The sequence below is a fragment of the Bartonella sp. AP258QHHD genome, from assembly GCF_042196145.1.
Lineage (GTDB): Bacteria > Pseudomonadota > Alphaproteobacteria > Rhizobiales > Rhizobiaceae > Bartonella.
In genome coordinates, this window is sequence record NZ_JBHIPR010000077.1 from 71,973 (window position 1) to 94,998 (window position 23,026).

Annotated in this window: 15 protein-coding genes and 2 pseudogenes; 4 read left to right on the top strand and 13 right to left on the bottom strand. The window is 36.7% G+C overall.

All coding sequences use genetic code 11. The features are described 5' to 3' along the window. Window positions 1-4: 4 nt before the first annotated feature. The 3 genes from nrdE to nrdH are packed head-to-tail and all read right to left on the bottom strand — an operon-like array spanning window position 5 to window position 2,759. A complete protein-coding gene (gene nrdE, locus ACFIMM_RS08610) occupies window positions 5-2,155 on the bottom strand; it encodes a class 1b ribonucleoside-diphosphate reductase subunit alpha (RefSeq protein WP_375638354.1) in 2,151 nt (716 codons plus the stop codon). Next, window positions 2,137-2,535 carry a class Ib ribonucleoside-diphosphate reductase assembly flavoprotein NrdI gene (nrdI, locus tag ACFIMM_RS08615; RefSeq protein ID WP_375613294.1) on the bottom strand — a complete coding sequence of 133 codons (399 nt, stop codon included), beginning with the start codon at window positions 2,533-2,535 and terminating at the stop codon, window positions 2,137-2,139. The genes nrdE and nrdI overlap by 19 nt, the downstream gene beginning before the upstream one ends. Further along, a complete protein-coding gene (nrdH, locus tag ACFIMM_RS08620; RefSeq protein WP_005774163.1) occupies window positions 2,535-2,759 on the bottom strand; it encodes a glutaredoxin-like protein NrdH in 225 nt (74 codons plus the stop codon). The genes nrdI and nrdH overlap by 1 nt, the downstream gene beginning before the upstream one ends. A 680-nt stretch (window positions 2,760-3,439) precedes the next feature. Here nrdH and ACFIMM_RS08625 point away from each other — a divergent pair. The 3 genes and pseudogenes from ACFIMM_RS08625 to ACFIMM_RS08635 all read left to right on the top strand — a co-directional run bounded on the left by ACFIMM_RS08625 (window position 3,440) and on the right by ACFIMM_RS08635 (window position 5,994). Beyond that, window positions 3,440-4,192: an ABC transporter ATP-binding protein gene (locus ACFIMM_RS08625; RefSeq protein WP_375613293.1), complete on the top strand. Its 753-nt coding sequence runs from the start codon at window positions 3,440-3,442 to the stop codon at window positions 4,190-4,192. A gap of 3 nt (window positions 4,193-4,195) precedes the next feature. Beyond that, window positions 4,196-5,065: a metal ABC transporter permease gene (locus tag ACFIMM_RS08630; RefSeq protein WP_375613292.1), complete on the top strand. Its 870-nt coding sequence runs from the start codon at window positions 4,196-4,198 to the stop codon at window positions 5,063-5,065. A gap of 10 nt (window positions 5,066-5,075) precedes the next feature. Continuing rightward, window positions 5,076-5,994 (top strand): annotated as a pseudogene (locus ACFIMM_RS08635) (metal ABC transporter solute-binding protein, Zn/Mn family). A gap of 1,924 nt (window positions 5,995-7,918) precedes the next feature. Here the strand turns inward: ACFIMM_RS08635 and ACFIMM_RS08640 are convergent. The 7 genes from ACFIMM_RS08640 to ACFIMM_RS08670 form a co-directional block, all read right to left on the bottom strand. Next, entirely contained in the window at window positions 7,919-8,965 is a 1,047-nt protein-coding gene (locus ACFIMM_RS08640) for a sn-glycerol-3-phosphate import ATP-binding protein UgpC (RefSeq protein ID WP_375613290.1), read from the bottom strand. A 2-nt stretch (window positions 8,966-8,967) separates the two neighbouring features. Then, on the bottom strand, window positions 8,968-9,819 hold the full coding sequence (gene ugpE, locus ACFIMM_RS08645) for a sn-glycerol-3-phosphate ABC transporter permease UgpE (protein WP_375613289.1): 852 nt from the start codon (window positions 9,817-9,819) through the stop codon (window positions 8,968-8,970). A gap of 10 nt (window positions 9,820-9,829) precedes the next feature. Beyond that, window positions 9,830-10,714 (bottom strand): sn-glycerol-3-phosphate ABC transporter permease UgpA, encoded by an 885-nt coding sequence (gene ugpA, locus ACFIMM_RS08650; RefSeq protein ID WP_375627662.1) that lies wholly within the window; start codon window positions 10,712-10,714, stop codon window positions 9,830-9,832. 95 nt (window positions 10,715-10,809) lie between these two features. Then, on the bottom strand, window positions 10,810-12,144 hold the full coding sequence (gene ugpB, locus ACFIMM_RS08655) for a sn-glycerol-3-phosphate ABC transporter substrate-binding protein UgpB (protein ID WP_375618067.1): 1,335 nt from the start codon (window positions 12,142-12,144) through the stop codon (window positions 10,810-10,812). A 965-nt stretch (window positions 12,145-13,109) separates the two neighbouring features. Then, window positions 13,110-13,832, bottom strand: a complete 723-nt coding sequence (locus tag ACFIMM_RS08660) for a glycerophosphodiester phosphodiesterase (RefSeq protein WP_375611843.1) — start codon at window positions 13,830-13,832, stop codon at window positions 13,110-13,112. A gap of 169 nt (window positions 13,833-14,001) precedes the next feature. Then, window positions 14,002-15,558: a glutamine-hydrolyzing GMP synthase gene (guaA, locus tag ACFIMM_RS08665; protein WP_375611844.1), complete on the bottom strand. Its 1,557-nt coding sequence runs from the start codon at window positions 15,556-15,558 to the stop codon at window positions 14,002-14,004. A gap of 132 nt (window positions 15,559-15,690) precedes the next feature. Further along, window positions 15,691-16,977 (bottom strand): RsmB/NOP family class I SAM-dependent RNA methyltransferase, encoded by a 1,287-nt coding sequence (locus tag ACFIMM_RS08670; RefSeq protein ID WP_375627664.1) that lies wholly within the window; start codon window positions 16,975-16,977, stop codon window positions 15,691-15,693. Window positions 16,978-17,443: 466 nt separating this feature from the next. Here ACFIMM_RS08670 and ACFIMM_RS08675 point away from each other — a divergent pair, with 466 nt between their 5' ends. After that, window positions 17,444-17,590: a hypothetical protein gene (locus tag ACFIMM_RS08675; protein WP_273722522.1), complete on the top strand. Its 147-nt coding sequence runs from the start codon at window positions 17,444-17,446 to the stop codon at window positions 17,588-17,590. A 178-nt stretch (window positions 17,591-17,768) separates the two neighbouring features. Here ACFIMM_RS08675 and guaB read toward each other — a convergent pair whose 3' ends face one another. The 3 genes and pseudogenes from guaB to ACFIMM_RS08690 all read right to left on the bottom strand — a co-directional run bounded on the left by guaB (window position 17,769) and on the right by ACFIMM_RS08690 (window position 22,780). Further along, window positions 17,769-19,268 carry an IMP dehydrogenase gene (guaB, locus tag ACFIMM_RS08680; protein WP_375613284.1) on the bottom strand — a complete coding sequence of 500 codons (1,500 nt, stop codon included), beginning with the start codon at window positions 19,266-19,268 and terminating at the stop codon, window positions 17,769-17,771. A gap of 150 nt (window positions 19,269-19,418) precedes the next feature. Next, window positions 19,419-20,992, bottom strand: a pseudogene (locus ACFIMM_RS08685) (phospholipase D family protein). A 402-nt stretch (window positions 20,993-21,394) separates the two neighbouring features. Further along, window positions 21,395-22,780, bottom strand: a complete 1,386-nt coding sequence (locus ACFIMM_RS08690; RefSeq protein ID WP_375611848.1) for a sigma-54-dependent transcriptional regulator — start codon at window positions 22,778-22,780, stop codon at window positions 21,395-21,397. Between the last annotated feature and the right edge of the window lie 246 nt (window positions 22,781-23,026).

Below are 23,026 nucleotides of genomic sequence, written 5' to 3' on the forward strand. Positions count from 1 at the left end.
TCTCCTATAAACTGCACGAAACACAGCCATCTACTTCTGTTCCACTCAATGCTACTTGCCGTAATCGTACATAGTAAATACTTTTTATCCCCTTTTTCCAGGCATAAATTTGTGCGCGATTAATATCACGTGTAGTAGCCGTATCAGGAAAAAATAATGTTAATGAAAGACCTTGATCAACATGCTGTGTTGCCGCAGCATAGGTATCTATAATTTTTTCAGGGCCAATCTCATAAGCATCTTGGTAAAAATTCAAATTCGTATTATCCATATAAGGAGCAGGATAATAAACGCGCCCAATTTTTCCCTCTTTGCGAATTTCGATTTTTGAAGCAATCGGATGAATGGAGGAAGTGGCATGATTAATATAGGAAATAGATCCCGTGGGAGGAACTGCCTGTAGATTGCGATTATAAAGCCCGTACTCAATAACTAATTTTTTGAGTTCCTGCCAATCCTTTTGATCTGGAATAACAATATTATTCCGTGCAAAAAGCTCTTGCACAAGCGCAAATTGCGGTTTCCATTCTTTTTCAATATATTTCTCGAAAAAACGTCCATCTGCATAAGCTGATTTTTCAAACCCTGCAAACATTTCTTGACGTTCGTGCGCAATTAAATTGGAAGCACGTATGGCGTGATATGTCACAATATAAAAATAGATATTGGTAAAATCAATCGCTTCTGGAGACCCATAATAGATCTGCTCACGCGCTAGAAACCCATGCAAATTCATTTGTCCCAAACCAATCGCATGACTTTCAGCATTGCCTTTCGCAATGGAAGGCACACAATCAATATTGCTCATATCCGAAACAGCAGTCAGAGCGCGAACAGCAGATTCCACGGTCTGTCCAAAATCAGGACTTTCCATTGCTTTGGCAATATTCATGGATCCAAGATTACAGGATATATCACTTCCAATCGTGCGATAAGTTAAATCTGTCTCCAGTTCACTCGCCTCACTCACCTGCAAAATTTCTGAACATAAATTGCTCATACTTATGCGCCCAGCTATCGGATTCGATCGATTAGCAGTATCCTCAAATAAAATATAGGGATAACCCGACTCAAATTGAATTTCCGCTAATGTCTGGAAAAAAACGCGTGCACTTATTTTCTTTTTACGAATCTTTGCATTATCAACAAAAGAACGATAATGCTCCGTTAAAGAAATATCGCTAAAGGGCTTACCTGTCACACGCTCGATGTCATACGATGAGAAGAGATACATATCCTCATTATTCCGTGCAAGCTCAAAAGTAATATCAGGAATAACGACACCAAGCGAAAGCGTTTTAATTCTAACTTTTTCATCAGCATTTTCACGCTTTGTATCCAAAAACTTCATAATATCTAAATGATGAGCATGCAAATAAACAGCTCCAGCCCCCTGTCGTGCCCCAAGCTGATTGGCGTAAGAAAAAGAATCTTCCAAGAGTTTCATCACCGGTAAAACACCTGAGGACTGATTTTCTATTTGCTTAATTGGCGCCCCTGCTTCCCGCAAATTCGTTAAACAAAGCGCCACACCTCCACCACGTTTTGAAAGCTGCAAAGCCGAATTAACCGAACGACCTATCGATTCCATATTATCTTCAACACGTAGCAAAAAACACGAAACCAATTCACCTCGTTGTTTTTTCCCAGCATTTAAAAATGTTGGTGTTGCCGGTTGAAAACGTCCTGTAATAATTTCATCCACAAAACTTTCAGCAAGAGCTTTATTCCCTTGTGCCAAATATAAAGCTACAAGACAAACGCGATCTTCATAACGTTCAAGATAACGTTTCCCATCAAAAGTCTTCAGTGTATAGCTGGTATAATACTTAAATGCGCCTAAAAAGGTAGGAAAACGAAATTTAAATGCATAAGCACGTTTAAAAAGCTTTTTAATAAAAGAAAAATCATAAAGCTCAAATAAAGCTTTTTCATAATAACCTTCCTCTATTAAGTAATCTACTTTTTCCTTCAGGTTATGAAAAAAAACTGTATTTTGATTAACATGCTGAAGAAAATATTGCCGCGCAGCAAGCCGATCCATATCAAATTGAATATGACCATTTTCATCATAAAGATTAAGCATTGCATTCAACGCATGATAATCAGTAATCTGATCCGATTTCTGCGATTGTCCTATACCAATTGTTTCCAAAATCTTTCCAATCCCTTTTTTACATAAATAACGTCTTCATCAGTTCCACGCAGCTCAAAACGATAAAGGCAAGGTACACAACATTTTTCAGCAATAATTTTACTTGCTAGATTATAATAGCGACCAAAATTACGATTCCCACCGCCAATAACACCACAAATTAATTTTCGGTTCTCAGCTTCATTAAGAAACTGGACAACGGCTTTCGGCACGGCCCCTCTTCCTTCACCATCTGCATATGTAGGAACAACCAATACATAAGGTTCACCAACCAATGCAGAAGGCTTTCTTTTATCAATTTTGAAGAGTCTTTGCCCAAGCTGCGAGACAAAATGTTCTGTATTACCCGTTGCACTCGAATAATAAACAATAAGCCCCATTAAGCACAAAGACCACTAATCATATCTGGTCTAAAACCAGACCAATGATTTTCACCACAAACAACGACAGGAACCTGACGATACCCCAGAGATTGAACAAAACTGTATGCTTGTTCATCACAGGAAATATCAACAACACGATAATGAATGCCTTTTGCATCAAAAGCGCGGCGTGTAGCATCACATTGGACACAAGATGGTTTGCTATAAATAGTGATCGACATTTTCTTCAACTTTCACAATTCCAAACAATCAACCCTGAAAGGTCAATCTAATAATTTTATAGGTACTCAAGAATAACAAAAAATAGAAATTGTACGCAAAACATGTGGTTATTTTCAAATAATACACAGCTTCCTGAACATAACAGAATTCCTCATCAAATAACTTCAAAAACTATGATGAGAATAAGCGATTATTCTACAACTTAAATGGCAAAGCCCCCTAGTTATAAAACAATCTTTTGCTTGCATTACAATTCCCTCCTGCTGTCTAAAAAACTAATGTTCTAAACTACCGTTTTTCAAGAGCTCTGTTTGCTCTTTTACGGCAAAAATCAATTACAAAAACGAAAGGAAATCCTTCCAAAAGAGACCCTTCAGTAAAAATACTGCTATACCTTTGGCCAATAAACTCTTTACAATAATGGAAATAACTTAGATACCAAACGAAACACACTAACACCCTCTCTTGTGCTTATTTAGAATCACCAATCATTTTGATACTATATATAGTATATACTCTCTCTCTTTCGTCAAGGTGAATTCAATTATTATTTTTAATTTTCCACGATCTTCCCACTAAAATTTTCAGTACTCAAAACTATGTAATAATATAACATTTTGTTGACAAACGTTATATTATTACATAGTTTCCAAAATAATAAGCAACGATGGTAAAAAATATGGATCTGCACTTCAATAAAACAACATTAGGCTATAGGAATAGAATAGCAATAAAGAACTTTTCAGCAAAGTTAAAAGCTGGTTCATTGGTTGCAATAACAGGTGATAATGGCGCTGGAAAATCGACACTGCTAAAAGCCATCGCCGGATTGATTAAACCTCTTAAAGGAAAAATTACAAAACCAAAAAAAAGCCGCATTGCTTATCTTGCTCAGCAATGTAATATAGATCAAACATTTCCAATTGATGTGAAAACGCTTGTAAAAACAGGACTGTGGTCTTTTTGTGGATTATGGAAGAATCAGCGCCCTTATGATTCTAAGATTCAAAATGCTCTTAAAATGGTTGGGCTTACAGAACTCGCACCCCGTTCGCTTGAAACATTATCAGGCGGGCAATTACAACGCGCTCTTTTTGCACGTATCATTGTACAAGATGCCAATATTATTTTACTTGATGAACCTTTCAATGGTGTAGATCATAATACCCAAAAAGACCTTCTTGCTCTGATCACATACTGGCAACAGCAAGGACGCACAATTCTCACCGCACTCCATAACCCTCTCATCGTGCAAGAATTTTTCCCCCAAATGATTCAAATTGATCAACAAAACGCCTTTTATGGAGAAACAACACAGTTTTTAAACAACACCCTTCATCACGTTATGCCACCTCTCACATCCAATTCTTTCCCTATTAGCGCACAAAAACAAAATCTTCTCATCAATGATCCTCTCTTTCTTAGGTTATAAGACGTGTATGCATTTTTTCTTGCCCCCTTTGTTGATTTCCAATTTATGCAAAACGCCCTTATCGGTTCTATTTTTCTGTCTATTAGCGCTTGTCCTGTTGGTGTGTTTTTGATGCTCCGAGGAATGAGCTTGACAGGAGATGCTATCTCTCATGCCATTCTTCCTGGTGTTGCAATTGCTTTTCTGATTTGTGGCTTTTCCCTCATATCTATGACACTTGGTGGTATCTTCGCTGGTCTTATTGTTGCTTTAGCAACCATTTTGATTTCACGAAACAGCTTTCAGAAAGAAGATGCATCCATGACCGTCTTTTATCTTATTGCACTCGCGGCAGGTGTTATTATTATCTCACTGAAAGACTCAACAATTGAGCTGCTTCATCTCTTATTCGGATCGGTTCTTGCACTTGATGCACAAGCCCTTTGGTTAATCACTACTATAATGCTGATTACACTCTGCAGCCTTTGTATTTTTTGGCGTGCACTCGTTTTAGAAAGCTTTGACCCCCTCTTTTTTAAATCACTCTCTCCATTGAGTAAATATATTCATATTTCATTGCTTGGACTTGTGGTGCTGAATCTGGTTGGAGGCTTTCAATCACTAGGAACATTACTTTCCGTTGGTATTATGATGATTCCAGCCATTACAGCCCGTTTTTGGTTTTCACGGCTAGGCCCTATTTGCGCGCTTTCCACTCTTTTTGGAATCATTTCTAGCGTATGTGGTCTCCTGCTTTCTTTTCATCTTTCACTTCCCTCCGGCCCTGCTATCATCATTGCCGCAGGATTTATTTATCTTGTTTCCTGTTTGATAAGTCCACGTGGCTTTATTGTAACATGGTTTCCCCACCTCTTTTATACCTCCTCACTTTAAGGAAAAAAATGTGCCTAAGTTTGCTCAAAAATTTGTTCTTCTTGGAGCTTTATTGCTTGCCCTTTCTCCATTTTCTGCTTCTGCACACAATAAAATCAAAGTTGTTGCGAGCTTTTCTATTCTTGCAGATCTCGTAAAAAATGTAGGAGACAACCATATCTCTATGACCACTTTTGTAGGTCCCAATGCGAATACTCACACTTATGAACCTACCCCCCATGATGCTCAGGCTCTTAGAAATGCTCAAATTATTTTCATCAACGGGCTTCATTTAGAAGGATTTATTGATCGCCTCATTACAGCAAGTGGTACAAAAGCACTTCTTGTCGAAGTTAGCGCTAACATTCCCTCCCTCAAAATGAAAAATCAAGAACATAATGCCCATCACCACCACAGCGTTATTGATCCACACGCTTGGCAAACAATTCCCAATGTCAAAATCTATGTGAAGAATATCGCTGCTGCTTTTTGTAAAATCGATCCACAATCCTGTACCAGCTACAAAAAAAAATGCCGAAACCTACATCCAAAAACTTAAAATAGCACAAGATACCCTGAAAACAAAAATTGCTACCATTCCTAAAGATAAACGTATCATTATCACATCTCATGATGCCTTTGGCTATTTTGCCAAGGAATATGGTTTTACTATCCTTGCCCCTCAAAGTGCTTCAACAGAAACTGAAGCAACCGCAGCCGATGTTGCTAAACTTATAAAACAAATTAAAACGAATAAAGCAACTGCCCTATTCGTTGAAAATATCTCTAATCCCCGTCTCATAAAACAGATTGCAAAAGAAACAGGCTTAACAATTGGTGGAACACTTTATTCTGATGCATTGTCAAACAAAAATGGCCCTGCAGCAACTTATCTCGATATGATGGAACATAATGTGAATACCATCATTGATGCTATCACAAAACATTAAGATCTTCTATAAAAGAGATAAAAAAGAGTTCATAAAATCGTAAGTCTATGATTATGTTACTAATGATGCCCCAACAGCTATAATTGATAACATTGATATGAAATAAAGTTACTTTTACAGAGAAATTTATACTCTATAGATTCTAAGATAGATAAAGTAAGTGGATTTATTGCCTCATGGTGCCCAAACTGTCAGCAGTAGCATTCTATTTTTCAATGCTTTTTTTACAATAACTCTCGACACTTGAAACGATTCATAAGAAGAATTTGGTGTCTCTTTCTTAAAGTATTTTTATCTATCCAACTTCATTTATAACATGCAAGTAGAATTAGTGTATGAATAAAAACCACTTGAAGAAAAAATACCTCTTATGAAGAGTCTCAACACAATAATTGTTGCAATGTTGGAGACTGAAAGAGAGTATGATAATGGCCCCAGCTTGCATTTTTATAAGCATAAAGATGGCGATACACAATGGATTTTATGTTATACTACTTATAAACGACTGCGTGAAAAAATAGTTGGAACAACCTTGCAAGATATTTTTTAAAAAAAGTGCGTAAATTGGCAACCCAATAGCCTTCTGTTTAGGTATTCTGTTTTGTATGAGAGATGCAATTCTATTACGTAAAAAAATGTGTTCGGCAATACTTAATCGCCATTATGTAAGAGACACTGGCTCAGATGTTTTTGAAAATTGCAATACTAAATTAAAAGATGATGCTAAAGACAGAATCTATTTTTTATTTGATGCTTTCATATTCTCCCTAAATTAAGCTGTCTCCTCATTTTAGAAATTACACAAGCAGATAAGCTTATTCTACTTTGGCATACAAAACTGAATACAGCACTGAACCGTCTTCATATTTGTCTCAAACATACTGCTGTATAAAGTTTAGGTTGATTTATAAGCAACAAAAAGCACGCGCTTTATAAGAAAGTAATATCATAAAACCATTAATAAACTGGCAATATATTGAAAAAATATACCAGCTTTTATAGAATGCTTTGTAAAACAATAACATAACTGCCTTTGTCCCTGCTGATTCTTATAGGTATTCGCATCGATCCCTTATGTTATATTCATAAAGATCTGTTTGAGGATGATCTACAGGCAATTTTTAACTCAAGAATATAGAAAAGATCGATGAGATGTTACAGATGTGTTTCATCTGCTTTTATCGCTAAAAGTAATGAAAATTCTAAAACAAGCACGCCTTCTATCTCTCAGTGATTTTTTGCAACTTATCAGATACCCTTGCTGAGAATTGCATAGTGATTTACATGAGAAAAAATAAACTTGCAGCATGCGCGCATAGGTTTCTCTCTAATTTATGTGATTGGTAAAAAAAAACAAATGCTTCTTATAGGAGCTCTGAAACTATTTTAGATCATATGGCCAGCGGTAAGATAGAATGCGCCTATTCTCGTAGAGATTATTTAGAACAGCGTCGTATTTTGTGCATCAAATAGACTTCTTATGTTAGGGATCAAAGCTCAGATATGGGGCGCATCCTTCCTTATCTGTAACTCATTTTTTCTCTCTATTTCTCTCATTTGCTTTTATAATACACATAAATTATTACATCAAGAAACATATTATAATATGTTGTTTTTTATAACAAAATTATAAATGAGTAAAAATATGGTTAATAAAGATTTATTCTATATTGATATTTTTTTATAATGAAAATGATGTTTGAAAATTATATTCTTCTTACAGACCGTGAAAATGCAAAATTTCTTCATATAAATGTTTTGACATTCTCAGCGCTATGGGACAATAGATCATTATCAAAACTGTTAAAATTTTGTTTTTAATCCCATCGGTTACAACCTGAGTTTGTAAATGTAATTGAGCAAGTCAAAACACACCATTATCATGACGCAGCATAAAAGAGAGTCGTATCACATCAATTAATGCTTACTTATTATTTGTGCGCTTTCCTGTGTTTTTATTAAAAGTATGAAAATTCTGATGAGCAACAGTGAAACTTAGTTTTTGACCATAGTCGTGTGTCAAGCGTTCTTTTATTTCAATCGTAAAGATGATACCATTCCAACGCGTTAAAACATGGCAACCTGTTCCAATAAGCTTGATAAGCTCAATTTTTGTGTGAAAGACAGGCCCTTTATCTGGATGTTCGCCCAATAAGATTATTTCAGGTCTGAATGCTAAAAGATCAGTTTCTTCACCATAAGAAAATGAATGCCCTAAATGTTGTTCTAAGACATAGCGATCAAGAAAATTCATAGGAGGAGAACCAATAAAATCAGCAACAAATGTTGTTGCTGGAGTATCGTAAATTTCCATTGGTGTTCCAATTTGCTCGATAGCTCCTTTATTCAAAACGACTATTCTATCAGCTAATGTCATAGCTTCTAGTTGATCATGGGTAACATAGAGGCTCGTTGTTCCTAATGAACGCTGTAGTGTTTTTATTTCAATACACATTTGCGCCCGTAATTTTGCATCAAGATTTGAAAGAGGTTCATCAAAGAGAAAAACACGGGGTTGACGTACAATCACACGCCCCATTGCAACACGCTGACGTTGTCCTCCTGATAATTGTCGTGGTTTACGATCAAGAAATGGTTCTATCTCCAAAAGCTTTGCAGCATGTGCGATACGTTTTTTAATTTCTTCTTTAGGAGTTTTACGATTTTTAAGACCATATTCTAAATTTCCACGAACTGTCATATGGGGATAAAGGGCATAATTTTGAAAAACCATAGCGATATCACGATCAGCTGGTTCACGATCATTGATACATTCGTTATCAATGCATAATTCACCTGAGGTAACTTGTTCAAGTCCTGCTATAATACGTAATAAGGTCGATTTTCCGCACCCTGAAGGACCGACAAGAACAAGAAGTTCTTTATCGGCAACAGTTAAGTTTAAATCATCAATGACCAGAATGCCGTTGTCATACTGTTTTTTTATATTTGATAACTGGATTATGGCCACAATTACTTCTCCGTTTCAATAAGGCCTTTGATAAAAAGCCGCTGCATGAAGATAACAACAAGAACAGGGGGAACCATGGCAACAACCGATACTGCCATGAGTATATTCCATTGAGGATCATGTTGAAGTGATTCGACAATAAGCTGTTTTAAAATAATAAGGATCGTTTGATGATTTTGATCCGTTGTGATGATAAGAGGCCAGAGATATTGTATCCATCCATAAATGAACATAATGATAAATAAAGCAGCAATATTGCTTTTACTAAGAGGAAGAAGAATATCCTTAAAAAATTTAACTGGACCTGCACCATCAACACGTGCCGCCTCTAAGAGTTCATCTGGAACAGTCAAAAAAAACTGGCGAAATAAAAATGTAGCGGTCGCAGATGCAATAAGTGGAATAATCATTCCACTATAGGTGTTGACCATCCCCAATTTTGCAACAATCTCATAGGTTGGAAGAATACGAACTTCGACAGGGAGCATCAATGTAACAAAAATAAGAACAAAAGCAGTTTTTCGGAAGGGAAAGCGCATGTAAATAATTGCATAAGCAGACAAAAGTGAAATAATAATTTTTCCAACGCTAATCCCAAGAGCCATAATGAATGAATTCATTAAGAGTGGCCAGAGGTTGGGCAAACCCAGCTGTGCAAGGCCATCACCAAAGATTGTTTTATAATTTTCCAGAGCATATTTCCCAGGCAAAAGAGGAAGTGTTCCTGAGTTAAATGCTGCTGAACTATGAGTTGATGCAATGATAGCAACATAAACTGGAAAGCAAATAATGATAATACCAACAATGAGAATAATATGGGTTAGAAATTTCAAAACAGGGCGATTTTCAACCATAATTTGTTTCCTAATATTGTACACGGCGCTCAATCCAGCGAAACTGGATAAACGTTAAGACAATAACCATCAACATCAATATTGTTGATTGTGCTGCTGATGCACCGATTATTTGATTTCTAAAGCCATCGTCATATACTTTATAGACGAGGATGCTCGTTGCACGCGCAGGACCTCCAGAAGTTGTATTATCAATAATACCAAAAGTATCAAACATAACATAATTGACATTGACAATAAGAAGGAAAAACGTCGTTGGTGAAATTTGCGGGAAAACCACTGTCCAAAATCGTTTAAAGGGACCAGCACCATCAATGGCGGCTGCTTCTATTTGAGAACGCGGAACAGATTGAAGACCTGTAAGAAAAAAGAGAAAATTGTAAGAAATTTGTTTCCAACTAGCCGCAATGACAATAAGAATCATTGCTTGAGTGCCATTAATACGATAATTCCATAGCACTCCTATTTTCTCGAGAAAAAAAGGGATAATTCCGATGGTGGGATGAAAGATAAACAGCCACAATATACCTGCCAATACTGGAGCAACAGCATAGGGCCAGAGCAAAAGCATTGTATAAGCCTTTTTTGCACGGATGACACGATCAACACAGACAGCTAAGAGAAGTGATATTGTCATTGAAGCGACAGTAACTGAGATGGAAAATACTGCGGTTGTAAAAAGCGATTGCCGATAAGTAGGATCAGAAAGAACGGTTAGATAATTCTCAAAACCAATAAAGGTTGTTGTAAAGCCAAAAGGGTCTTCACGCTCAAAAGATGATTTTATTGCTTGAGCAGCAGGCCAAAAGAAAAACAAAAAAGTCACAAGAAGCTGAGGAAAAAGCAGTCCGTAAGAAAGTAGACTATTTTTAAAATATGCATGTTTTTCTTGCATTCATAGGGCTCTTTAAATGTAGAGACTTTAAAAAAGTAAACAAAAAGGACTCAACCGTTTTTGTTGAGTCTTTAATGTTTAACAATAAAACGAAATTAATGATTAGATCTTTCAAATTCACGCAAGAGTTTATTTCCACGTTCAACGGTCTCATCTAAACCATCTTTCGGCGTTTTTGAACCACTAAGAACAGCTTCCAACTCTTGATCAAGAATGGCACGAATTTGTGGTAAATTACCAAATCTTATCCCTTTTGAGTTAACTGTTGGTGGATTAAGATTAATCTGTTTGATAGCTATATCCGCACCTGGCGTTTTTTCATAGAAATGTTGTTTTTTGCTCAATTCATAAGTCGCTTTTGTGGTTGGGAGATAACCTGTTTCCTGATGCCATTTTGCTTGATTTTCTGTTTTTGAAAGAAATTTAAGAAAAGCGGCTGCCCCTGCATATTCCTTTGGAGTATGGCCCTTAAACGCCCAAATAGAAGCTCCCCCAATAACTGAATTTTGTGGTGCTCCTTCTGTATCCTTATAGTACGGTAGCATACCAACCCCCACATTAAACTGAGCTTCAGAAACAATTCCAGCATGTGATCCTGAAGATTGCATAAAAATTGCACAATTTTGTGCCATAAACATTGGTGTTGAATCTAATGCACCTGCTGGACCACCATAACGGAAAATACCTTGATCAGACCACTTTTTCAGGTCAGTCCACATACGCACTTGTAAAGGTCCATTAAATGTAAGTTCTGAATCAAGTCCTTTAAAGCCATTTTCCTTCGTTCCAAAAGGAACATTATGCAACGCTGAAAAATTTTCTATACCAATCCATTGAGCGGCATAAGCCATTGTAAAACCACAAGTTGCCGCTTTAGTCTCAAGAATTTTCTTGGAAAAGTTTTCTATATCTTGCCACGTTCTAGGAGGCTGTTCTGGATCAAGCCCTGCTTTTTTAAAGATATCTTTGTTATAATAAAGGATGGGTGTTGAAATATTAAATGGCATAGAGACGATACGTCCCTGTTCATCGGAGTAATAACCACTAATAGCAGGGAAATAATCTGTAGGATCAAATTCTTGTTTTGTATCAGCCATAAGTTGATAAAATGGGTAGATTGCACCTTTTGCAGCCATCATAGTTCCAGTACCAACGTCATAAATTTGAGCAAGTACTGGCTGTTTCTTTCCACGAAATGCTGCAATGAGTGAAATCAATCCCTCTTCATATTCACCGCGAAATGAAGAAACAACTTTATACTCAGATTGACTTGCATTAAAATCGTTAATGAGACTTTCAGTTTGCTTTCCTAATTCACCACTCATAGAATGCCAAAAGCTGATTTTTGTCTGTGCAAAACTTTCTGTCATCCCCGCTGTGGACATTATGATAGCAACCGTGGCCGCTATGGAAAGATAAAAACGACTCATGCTTCACCCTTTCTGAAGTGATGGAATACAAACTACCCCTAAATTTATAGTATTACACATGAACATGCTATGACAGTTTTATTTCAGAAACATATTCTCTCATTTAAACAGGAACCACCTAAAGGTCAAATGAATTTGTTTAAATTTATTTATTTTCTTTTATAAGCTTTCTTATGTATTCACGAAATACGCGTTTGTAACTATCTGAAAAAAGTGAGATGGCTTAAATAAGAAAAGTCACTTGGTAAAAAGATATAGATCGTAAATATCATTTCAATGACTATTTTAATATCTGGATTTACTTTTTTAAAAAGAATTGTTTATTCTTTTATTATTTGTCTTATAACTTTCGGCTTATAACTTTAACACGATGTTGCTACTGAATTTAAAGAAGAGACAAATAGAATTTTTTTAAAATTAAGAAAATCATTTTGAAGCGCTTAATAGTCTCTTTCCCTGTAACAAGATCACACCCCTCACGCAAAACAAAATGACACTGTATAACCAATTTCCATGCTGTTAAAAAATCTTTCAATACATCTACATTTCATGATAGCACCTATAAAATAAGCCCTAAAGCCTCTCCATTAAAGTATATAAGACTTTTTGTATGCCATCATTTTTACACTTCATAAAAGTGCAAAACGACATCATCATGTGCGATCCTAATGCTTCAACAAATCTTGCATTTAAAATACGTTAAATGAATATTTTTATTCTTTTCTCAATCATTTTTTATCCACACACCAACCCTGCTTGTAATGTGCAAACGAATGATTTTGATTGATTCATTGTAAAAATATTTGAAATAAGAGAATCTTACGTATTAAGGTCTCTTACTCACATGAATAAAATATTAATTATGATTATAAATCAATGTATTATTGTCGTATATTAGATAATTTTTCTTCTTTCATTACGCTAACTTTATGAAGATATATAGTTCCTTTTGTGTTGATGTATTTTTACCTTTGTGCACACAATTGCAATGCGAGATCAGGTTGATCTGTCGTAATATAATGTACAGGCATATCAAGCCAATATGATAACCGAGCTTTTCCATTAATTGTCCATACCCCTACAGTAAAACCAGCCTCAAGAGCTGATTCAATAAAGTTCTGTGAAACAATAGAGCCATCTAAACTTAGATCAGAATAACCTAATTGCTTCCATTCAGAAAAATGACGGTACATATCACCTTCGAAATTATCAACACATGGACCAGATGGTATTCCTGCTTCAATAAAAGGACGAAGGATAAAAGGATCAAAACTAATAGCAGAAACCCGTTCTGATAAATTTCGGCTTTTTATTAGCGCAAGCGCTTTTTGGGATAATATTGTTTCGCGCTCCACTTCACCACATGTCTTGATTTCAAGATGCAATGCAACATTCGTTGGTGCTAAAAGATCAAGCACTTCTTCTAATAAGGGAGGTGCTTCTTGGCTTCCTTTTACGCAGAGTTGTTTGCGTGTTTCATTATCAATGTCGTGAATATACCCCTTTTTTCCAACCAATTGGTCTAGACGGAAGTCGTGAAAGACAACCACTTCACCGCTTTTTAGCAAATGAACGTCGCATTCAACTTCATCAACACCTAACGCTATAGCATTATTAAATGCCGAAAGGGTATTTTCAGGATAAAGATGAGCTCCTCCACGGTGTGCAACAATTTTTTTCTCAGACATGCAAAATCCCACACTTCTCAATTTTAAACGATATTGACGTACAGATTGCCAGATAAAAGCTTATATCATATGAAAATACACAATCATTTTTAAATGATTTTTTCTACACTTTTCGAATATCAAACCCTCAGTCATATTTTATTCTTAAAAGACTTATCCTTCATTTTAATTATTCCCATTCAATAGTACTAGGAGGCTTTGAGGTTACATCATATACAACACGATTAATCCCTCTAACTTCGTTAATAATACGTGCTGCTGTCTTACTTAAAAACGCCATATCATAAGGATAAAAATCAGCAGTCATTCCATCTACAGATGTGACGGCGCGAAGAGCACAAACAAATTCATAAGTGCGACCATCCCCCATAACACCAACAGTTTGAACTGGAAGAAGAACAGCAAAAGCTTGCCAAATTTCATCATAAAGACCGGCCTTACGGATTTCCTCAAGATAAATAGCATCTGCTTCGCGTAAAATTTCTAATTTTTCACGTGTTACAGCACCTGGACACCGAATTGCAAGGCCGGGACCTGGAAAAGGATGGCGACCAATAAACTGCTCCGGTAGCCCTAACTCTCGTCCTAGCGAGCGAACCTCATCCTTAAAGAGCTCACGTAACGGTTCTACAAGTTTCATCTTCATCTGTTCTGGTAGCCCACCCACATTATGATGGCTTTTAATGGTTACCGTTTCACCAATAGCAGACACACTCTCAATAACATCTGGATAAAGTGTTCCTTGTGCTAAAAACTCTGCACCTCCTATTTTTTTCGTTTCTTCTTCAAAAACTTCAATAAAAAGGCGACCAATTGTTTTGCGTTTTTTTTCTGGATCTGTCTCACCTTTTAAAGCATTAAGAAACACATCAGCAGCATTAACGTGAATAAGCTCTATATTATAATGATCACGAAAGAGCGTGAGAACTTCTTCAGCTTCATTCTTGCGCATCAGCCCATGGTCTACCAAAATACATGTCAGTTGATCTCCTATAGCTTCATGAAGGAGTACCGCTACAACAGATGAATCCACTCCCCCTGAAAGACCACAAATCACACGACTTTTCCCAACTTTTTGTCGTATCGTAGCAATTGCCTGCTCACGATAAGAAGCCATTGACCAATTGCCTTTAATAGCAGAGATCTTATGAACAAAATTTTGCAAAAGTTTTGTACCATCCGGTGTATGGATAACTTCAGGATGAAACTGTACCGCATAAAAATGTCTTTTTTCATCCGCAATAGCCGCATAGGGAGCTCCTTTTGAGGTTCCTATGACACGAAAACCTTCTGGTAAAGCTGCCACACGGTCACCATGGCTCATCCATACTTGATAACGAGAACCTTTTTCCCACACTCCATCAAAAAGGGCACTCTCTTCTTGAACTTCCAAAAAAGCACGCCCAAATTCACGCTCATGTCCAGCTTCAACCTTTCCTCCAAGCTGAACACACATGACTTGTTCACCATAGCAAATACCCAAAATCGGAACACCCGCCTCAAAAATTTCCATTGGAGCACGCGGAGAGCCCTCATCAATAACGGAATAAGGACTCCCTGATAAAATAATAGCTTTAGGATTTATGCGGCGCACAGCTTCTAAAGCCAATTGAAAAGGAGCAATTTCACAATATACCCCCATTGCTCGTACCCGTCGTGCAATAAGTTGTGTAACTTGTGAACCAAAGTCAATAATAAGAACAGTGTCTGGATGTGATATGCTCATAGAAAACCAATCAACAATTGTAAAAGAAAACTCATGAGAGTTATGATTTAATCTTTCTCTTTTCACAAGCCTATTTTCTTACGAAAAAGATTATTCTCGTAAAGTTTATGATAAAAAGTGCAAAAATATGGATCAATGTTTTTTTTGCAACACAGATAAAAAGAACCCATCTGTTTGTGTTGTGGCTGGCGACAAAGTAAGTCCATAATTTGAAAAAACTGGTTGCACAGGAGAAAAACTAAAATGTTTCTGCCAAAGCGCTGGCATATCTATTGGAGAAAAATGAGAATGTTGTTGAAGGAAATGGGAAATTTGTTCCTCATTTTCATCTGTAAAAAGAGAACAGGTAATATAGATTAAGCGCCCATTTGGCTTAAGATAAGCTATCGCTTCATTCAAAATATCCCTCTGTTCTGTTTGGCGTTGTTTCACTTGTTCTAATGTTAAACGCCATTTCGCATCTGGACGACGACGCCATGTTCCTGTCCCACTACATGGTGCATCTAGTAGAACTCTATCCATCTGGCCTATTAATGGCTTCAATTCTTCTTTTTGTGCTCGTGTTTGTACATTACGAACACCAGCGCGTCGAAGACGATCAAAAATAGGAGCTAAGCGCGCTTTATCGGAATCATAAGCATAAATTTGCCCACGATTGTTCATATCGGAAGCTAAAGCTAATGTTTTGCCACCAGCACCTGCACAATAATCTAATACCTGCATGCTCTCTTGCGCTTCCACAAGGTGAGCAACAATTTGAGATCCTAAATCCTGTATTTCAAAGTGTCCTTTTTGAAAAGCTGGTTCCACTTGAACATTGGGATGACGATTAAACTTTTCAATCGGTGCAATTCTTAAAGCTTGCCCAAACCATGGAAAAGATTTAAGTTTGGTTTTTGCTAATTCTTTCAGCACCTTTTCTGGTGTTGCCTTTAGGTTATTTACCCGTAGGTCTAAAGAAGGACGCGTTGCTAACGCAGCCGCTTCAGTGATCCAATTATCACCAAATAAAGGACGCAGATGCGCTTGACACCATTGCGGAATATCACCACGAATATAGTCTGGAGCATCCACTAATTGCTGACCTTGCCACGATTTACGCTGTTTAGCCCCTAATAACTGCGGTGCAAACCGATCTTCTGTCAACTCACCGTCAATTTGCTCCAGCGTCATTTTTCCAGAATCTAATAAGGCACCAAAAACGATATCTCGGATATCATCACTCTCCATACGCCATTGTAAAGAATAACGTCGTCTTAAAACATCATAAACGATTGTACCAATAGCTGCACGATCACCTGCTCCAGCAAAGCGATGAGAAAGACCCCAATCCTTTAAAGCTTCTCCTACTGGGCGATGCTTCATTTCTATCTCTGTGAGAACATCTATTGCTGCTTGCAAACGCCCACCTAATCGCATTCATTTCTCCCATTAAAATAATAAAATTTTAAATCATCTAAAAAATAATATTATCGCCTTCTTGCCAATGAAACCTTCTCAACGCCATAAAAAATTTACATTCAATCTTAAAACGATCTGATCATACTTTTTTATAAGATCCAATTTAGAGTATCTAAATTTTTCCTTTCATCTTCTGCCCATTCGTTTTTTATCCTTCTACCTCTTATACTAAAAGATACGTAGCCATCCATAAAAAACTTATTTCCGCCATGCATTACGAAAAAAACAAACTCTTTAATTTATTGGCGTAAAATAAAGTTTACGAGGATTGTCTGAACAATAGAAAAAATCTTCTCATAAAATTAAACAAGCTTATCTTACGTTCAACAAAAAATTAACTTTTTAGAAAATGCTTGGAACCACTATTTGGCATGACCGTTTTTACTCTAATGGCAACTGCCAGACAATTTTAAAGGAGAAAATAATGACTTATAATAATGGAAAAACAACTTCGTCTAAAAGCCGTCATAATACAATGCCCTCAAACAACGGAAAGAAATCCGTTCAAAGTGATCAGACAAACACTCGCCAACGTGCGTCAAAGACTGGACGGAAGACAACAAAAAGTTAATTCTAATTTTATATAACTTATTTCATATAGTCTTAACAGAAAGAATTAGAGTTTTAACCTCTAATTCTTTCCTTTTTGGGATTATTACACCAAATTACAAACAGAAAAAGCGCAGTCTCTCTTTCTTGTTCTCGGCAAATTTTATATTTATGCAATATGATATTAGGCTCTTGTATCTTTAAACTGGCCCACGATAATTTGGACTCTCTCGTGTGATAGAAACATCATGCGTATGACTTTCATGGAGTCCCGCATTCGTAATACGTACAAACGTTGCTTTTTCACGAAACTCTACGAGATCTTTTGCTCCAACATACCCCATCGAAGCACGAAGTCCACCAGCAAGCTGATGTAGAACTGATGCTATAGGACCTTTATAAGCCACCTGCCCCTCCACACCCTCAGGAACCAACTTAAGTTCATCACGAACATCATCTTGAAAATAGCGATCTGCCGATCCTCGTGCCATAGCACCAACAGATCCCATGCCGCGATAAGCTTTAAAGGATCGTCCTTGATAAAGATAAACTTCGCCAGGACTTTCTTCTGTACCCGCTAAAAGAGAGCCAATCATAGCAGCACAAGCCCCACCTGCTAAGGCTTTAGCAAAATCACCCGAAGCTTTTATCCCCCCATCAGCAATAACGGGAATGCCCGCTTTTTCAGCAACTTCTGCAGCATTCATAATGGCTGCAAGCTGAGGAACACCAACACCTGCAACAATTCGCGTTGTGCAAATAGAACCAGGACCAATCCCAACTTTTATAGCATCCGCACCACTGTCAATCAAAGCCTGTGTTGCTTGAGCAGTCGCCACATTACCAGCAATAATAGCTGGAGAAAACGTCATTTTTTTAATACGCTCAACAGTGTCTAATACACGCTGAGAATGTCCATGTGCAGTATCAATTACTAGAATATCAACGCCTGCATCAATTAATCGTTCAGCCCGCTCAAACCCATCGTTCCCTACACTACTTGCAGCTGCAACACGCAAGCGACCTTGTGAATCTTTGGCAGCGTTTGGATTTAATTTTGCTTTTTCAATATCCTTAACTGTTATCAGTCCGACACAACGATTCTGTTCATCCACAACTAATAATTTTTCAATACGATGATGATGTAAAAGATACTTCGCTTCATTGAGTTGAACATTTTCACGCACTGTGATTAAATTTTCATGCGTCATTAATTCATAAATTTTTTGTTTAGGATCCGATGCAAAACGCACATCCCTATTTGTCAAAATGCCAACAAGCCGTCCAGCAGTTTCACCTTTAGCACCATTTTCAACAACCGGAATACCGGAAATACCATGAGAGCGCATCAAAGATTTTGCTTCTTCAAGTGTTGCATCTGGTCCAATGGTGACTGGATTAACAACCATACCAGATTCAAACTTTTTTACTTGGCGAACTTCTTCTGCCTGCTCTGCAGGAGACATATTACGATGAATAACCCCAAGACCACCAGCTTGAGCCATAGCAATTGCCAAACGCGATTCTGTTACCGTATCCATTGCCGCAGAAAGCAATGGCAAATTGAGCTTAATATCCGCTGCAATGCGCGTACTGAGATCCACTTGACTAGGCATAACAAGAGAATGACCGGGTTGTAAAAGTACATCATCAAAAGTCAGTGCCAATGCACCTGTCCCCGTTTCAACAATCTTTGCCATATCAAAATTCCTTTTATAATAAAACACCGCAAGAAGCTTTAAAATACAACTGCGGTTCTCATACATGGTAGATTGGCAAAAAATTATGCCATGCTACAAACAAAATGAAAAGAAAAATAAATATTTTTTTTAAGTGTGGTTTATAAAAATTTACAATTGTGATTCAATAGGTAACCAACTTATTATTTTTGCAAATGCGCGACGCCAAAAATTGCTTTCTGGCTCATAGTCAATGCTATATTTTTTTTCATTTTCAATAAAATCCCAATAAATACGATTATTATCACCAAGACGCAGATGATAGCTCATTTCCCCTGTGGTTTCTTCAGAAAACAACAAATCTAATCTTGCTGTAATGGGAGCACATTCAAAAAGAATGCCCATTTCTGTATTTAATGATGCTGATCTTGGATCAAAATTTAAAGATCCAATAAAAGCTGTTTTACGATCAATTAAAAAAGCTTTGGCATGTAGACTTGCCTTACTCGATCGAAACAATCGTAACCCATGAGTATTGCCTTCCGCTTTTAATTCATAAAGATTAACACCACTTTTCAACAATGCCTTACGATAAGGTACATAACCACCATGCACTAATGCTACATCAGTAGCTGCTAAAGAATTTGTCAGAATTTTGACATCAACACCTTTTGAAACCAAATTACTAAAATTCTGCGTGCCAACCTTACCAGGAACAAAATAAGGTGACGTAATCTGAACCGTTTTTTGGGCATTTCCAATAACCTTTGAAAGTGCCTTCATAAGCCAATTACTTGCTTTTTTACGCAATGCTTTTTCTGGAGGGTCAGAAAGAACAACAACTTTGTCTGCTAAAAATAACCGCTTTCCTGTTTGGATAAAACAATTAAAGTTAATGTGCTCTTTGACATAATCTAAATAAACTTTTGCAACTTTGGAATCACGAAACTTTCGTAATTTATCTTTCCAATAGCTAAGATCACTTGCGCTTTTAGGAACAACCAAAGTATGAATTGGCAAAACAACAGCACTATTCCAAAAATCATCAAAGATACTTTCTACCTTTTTAACAGAAGGACCGATTAACATCAAATCTAAATCTCGAAAATGGGATTCTTTACCAGCATCAAAATAAGAATCTGCAAGATTACGTCCTCCTACAAAAGCGACCCTGCCATCAACAATAAAAGCTTTATTATGCATTCTACGTGTTACAGTAATTGCCCGTAATATAATTTCTAAACCACGGCGTAAACCACCTTTACGCGATCGCCCTGGATTAAACATTCTCACCTCAATGTGAGGATGTTTATCTAGCGCAATATAAGCTGGATCACGTGCCTGAGCATTAATATCATCCAAAAGAAGCCGTACCCGAACCCCTCGATCAGCTGCCTCAACTATTTCACTTAATAATAGGCGCCCCGTTAAATCATCATCCCAAATATAATACATCAGATCAAGGCTACGCCCAGCCTCTGCAGCTCCTATTGCCCGAACACAAAACGCATCCAAATTGCTGATAATGAGGGAAAGGGCATCTTTATCAATCCCCAATCCATTTTCTTTCTCAGCTAATTGACTGACGATACGATCAAGCTTAGTTTCATCTTTCTGAAGAGGTAACGCATAAGAACATTTTCCCCTAGCATTTTTCACAAAACGCCCATAGGTGTAGATTGCCAACATAGATGCAATAAAAAAAAAAAGAGGACAAAACCAATAACAATCTGTAAAAGAGTCAAAGAGGGCAAACTTTCTATTTTAAACTATCACATCATCAGTAATGCAAACGATAACACTAATCACTTTATCTTAATCGTATAGCAGATAAAATGCCACTTCTTGCTTAAGAGAGTATAAATTTAATATTGATGATACAAAAATTTTAGCGGTAGTATTTAAAAGTTTTTAAAAATGCTTCTCTGTTTTAATAAATGTAAACTTAACTAAAATTGTATAAATTGAAACAAACGATTAAAATAGTCACATAAAATTTATATTTGATTTAAATCAACAAAATCATCCACTATAGATAAATTTTACAATAAATGATTGTTTTCTTCAGCTTTCCCCCACGGACTTTATCAAAATTCACTCTATTTTTTGAAACGCTTGCTTGTCATGAAGAGAAATTTGTTATGAATTTACTTTCGTTCTTGATTTCTTATTGCTCTCAATTCTTCCATTTTTCTATAAAGTGTAGAGCGACCAATATGAAGGCGACGCGCAATCTCACTCATATGTCCTTTATAATGTTTAATCGCTTTCTCTATAATATCATGCTCCATTTCTGCAAAAGTACGTACATGCCCATCAGTATTCAAAAATTTTATCGATTCTTGCTCATTATCTTCTTGCATATTACCCTCAATGATATTGGGAACATTCATTAATGAATTTCCCATTAATTGCGGAAAATCTCGAACAGTTAATAACGGTCCTTCACTGAGTAAAATCGCACGAAATAAAAAGGTTTCAAGCTCATTTCTATTGCCAGGCCAATCATACTGCATAAGCAAGGAAAGAGCAGAGCCTGCTAAACCATGGACATGTGATCGCCCTGTTTCTGTGATAATGCGATCAATCAAACGTTGTGTGATCTCTGGAAAATCATCCCTTAATTCTCGTAAAGCAGGAACGCTAATAGACAAGTGAGAAAATTGTTCAAACAAACTATGCAAAAAAAAGTTCTCATTAACCAAGTCCTTTAAACGCGATGTTGAAATAGCGATGATCCGAAAAGGAAAAAAATCTCCTTTTGTATCCCTTTCCCTTTCTTTAAGGTAATGAGCAAACCGTTTTTGCTGTATGGGCTCAAGTCGATCAATATCACAAAGGCAAAGTGTCCCTTTTTCAAGAGAAGAAACCAATGGTAGGAATTCTTTAAACCACTGCTGATTTTCTTCTTCTGGATCAACGATGGCTGAACATTGAAAGCGAACAAAAACACCCTCCGAAAATAATCCCTCATGATGAATAATCCGAGCTAATGTCTCACGTCCTGTTCCAGCTTCTCCCTCTATCAAAAGATTCTGTAAAGAAGTTGCTGCTTGTCTCGATTGTTCTAATACTATCTGCATAGCTCTACTTTTTACGCAAAGATCAGAAAACCGTAAATGATTCTCTTTTTTTCGCCGAATATCTCGAACCTCATGCTCCAAGGCAGAAATAAGAGCAAGGATATCCAAAGTAACTCTTACACGTAATAATGTTACTGGATGGATCCAATAATCAATAGCTCCAGCTGTTAAAGCTTTCTGGAGTAAATGCTGATTCTCTTGTTGTGCTATAACGACAATAGGAACAGAAACACCAGCAACTCTAATCATTTTAATCAAATCGCTCACACTCAAATCACTCATAACGACATCAAGGAGTGCAAGCACAATGTTTTTACGCCTGTGTAAAAGATCAATCGTACGGAGACCATTTTCTGCTTCAATGACACGATAACCAAAACCTCGCAGCATAGAAGAAAGTTCTATACGTCTTCCATAATCTTCACTCGCAACAAGAATGGGACCAACCATAATGTCAATAATCTCCTTTGAGACTACTTAGCAGCTTAATATAAAAATTGTTGTAAACCATAAGAAATATTTTACCTCTTGTGTTTCACTTACGAAATTCATCAAGCTGTCAATTAAATACAACATTAAGGCATTTTTTTCCATTTTTTTGCTTTTTCATTGATTTTTATCAAATTTTTCATATTGACTCATGGGGTAATTTAATAATGTTATAGAAACTAGAGAGCAAAATAATCTAAATAGAGT

Coding starts and splice junctions, on each gene's coding strand:
- ACFIMM_RS08660 (WP_375611843.1), bottom strand. CDS start 13,832: ATGTCTGAGAAAAAAATTGTTGCACACCGTGGAGGAGCTCATCTTTAT.
- ugpA (WP_375627662.1), bottom strand. CDS start 10,714: ATGCAAGAAAAACATGCATATTTTAAAAATAGTCTACTTTCTTACGGA.
- ACFIMM_RS08625 (WP_375613293.1), top strand. CDS start 3,440: ATGGATCTGCACTTCAATAAAACAACATTAGGCTATAGGAATAGAATA.
- ACFIMM_RS08670 (WP_375627664.1), bottom strand. CDS start 16,977: ATGCGATTAGGTGGGCGTTTGCAAGCAGCAATAGATGTTCTCACAGAG.
- nrdH (WP_005774163.1), bottom strand. CDS start 2,759: ATGTCGATCACTATTTATAGCAAACCATCTTGTGTCCAATGTGATGCT.
- guaA (WP_375611844.1), bottom strand. CDS start 15,558: ATGAGCATATCACATCCAGACACTGTTCTTATTATTGACTTTGGTTCA.
- ACFIMM_RS08690 (WP_375611848.1), bottom strand. CDS start 22,780: ATGGTTGGTCCCATTCTTGTTGCGAGTGAAGATTATGGAAGACGTATA.
- nrdI (WP_375613294.1), bottom strand. CDS start 2,535: ATGGGGCTTATTGTTTATTATTCGAGTGCAACGGGTAATACAGAACAT.
- guaB (WP_375613284.1), bottom strand. CDS start 19,268: ATGGCAAAGATTGTTGAAACGGGGACAGGTGCATTGGCACTGACTTTT.
- ACFIMM_RS08675 (WP_273722522.1), top strand. CDS start 17,444: ATGACTTATAATAATGGAAAAACAACTTCGTCTAAAAGCCGTCATAAT.
- ugpB (WP_375618067.1), bottom strand. CDS start 12,144: ATGAGTCGTTTTTATCTTTCCATAGCGGCCACGGTTGCTATCATAATG.
- ugpE (WP_375613289.1), bottom strand. CDS start 9,819: ATGGTTGAAAATCGCCCTGTTTTGAAATTTCTAACCCATATTATTCTC.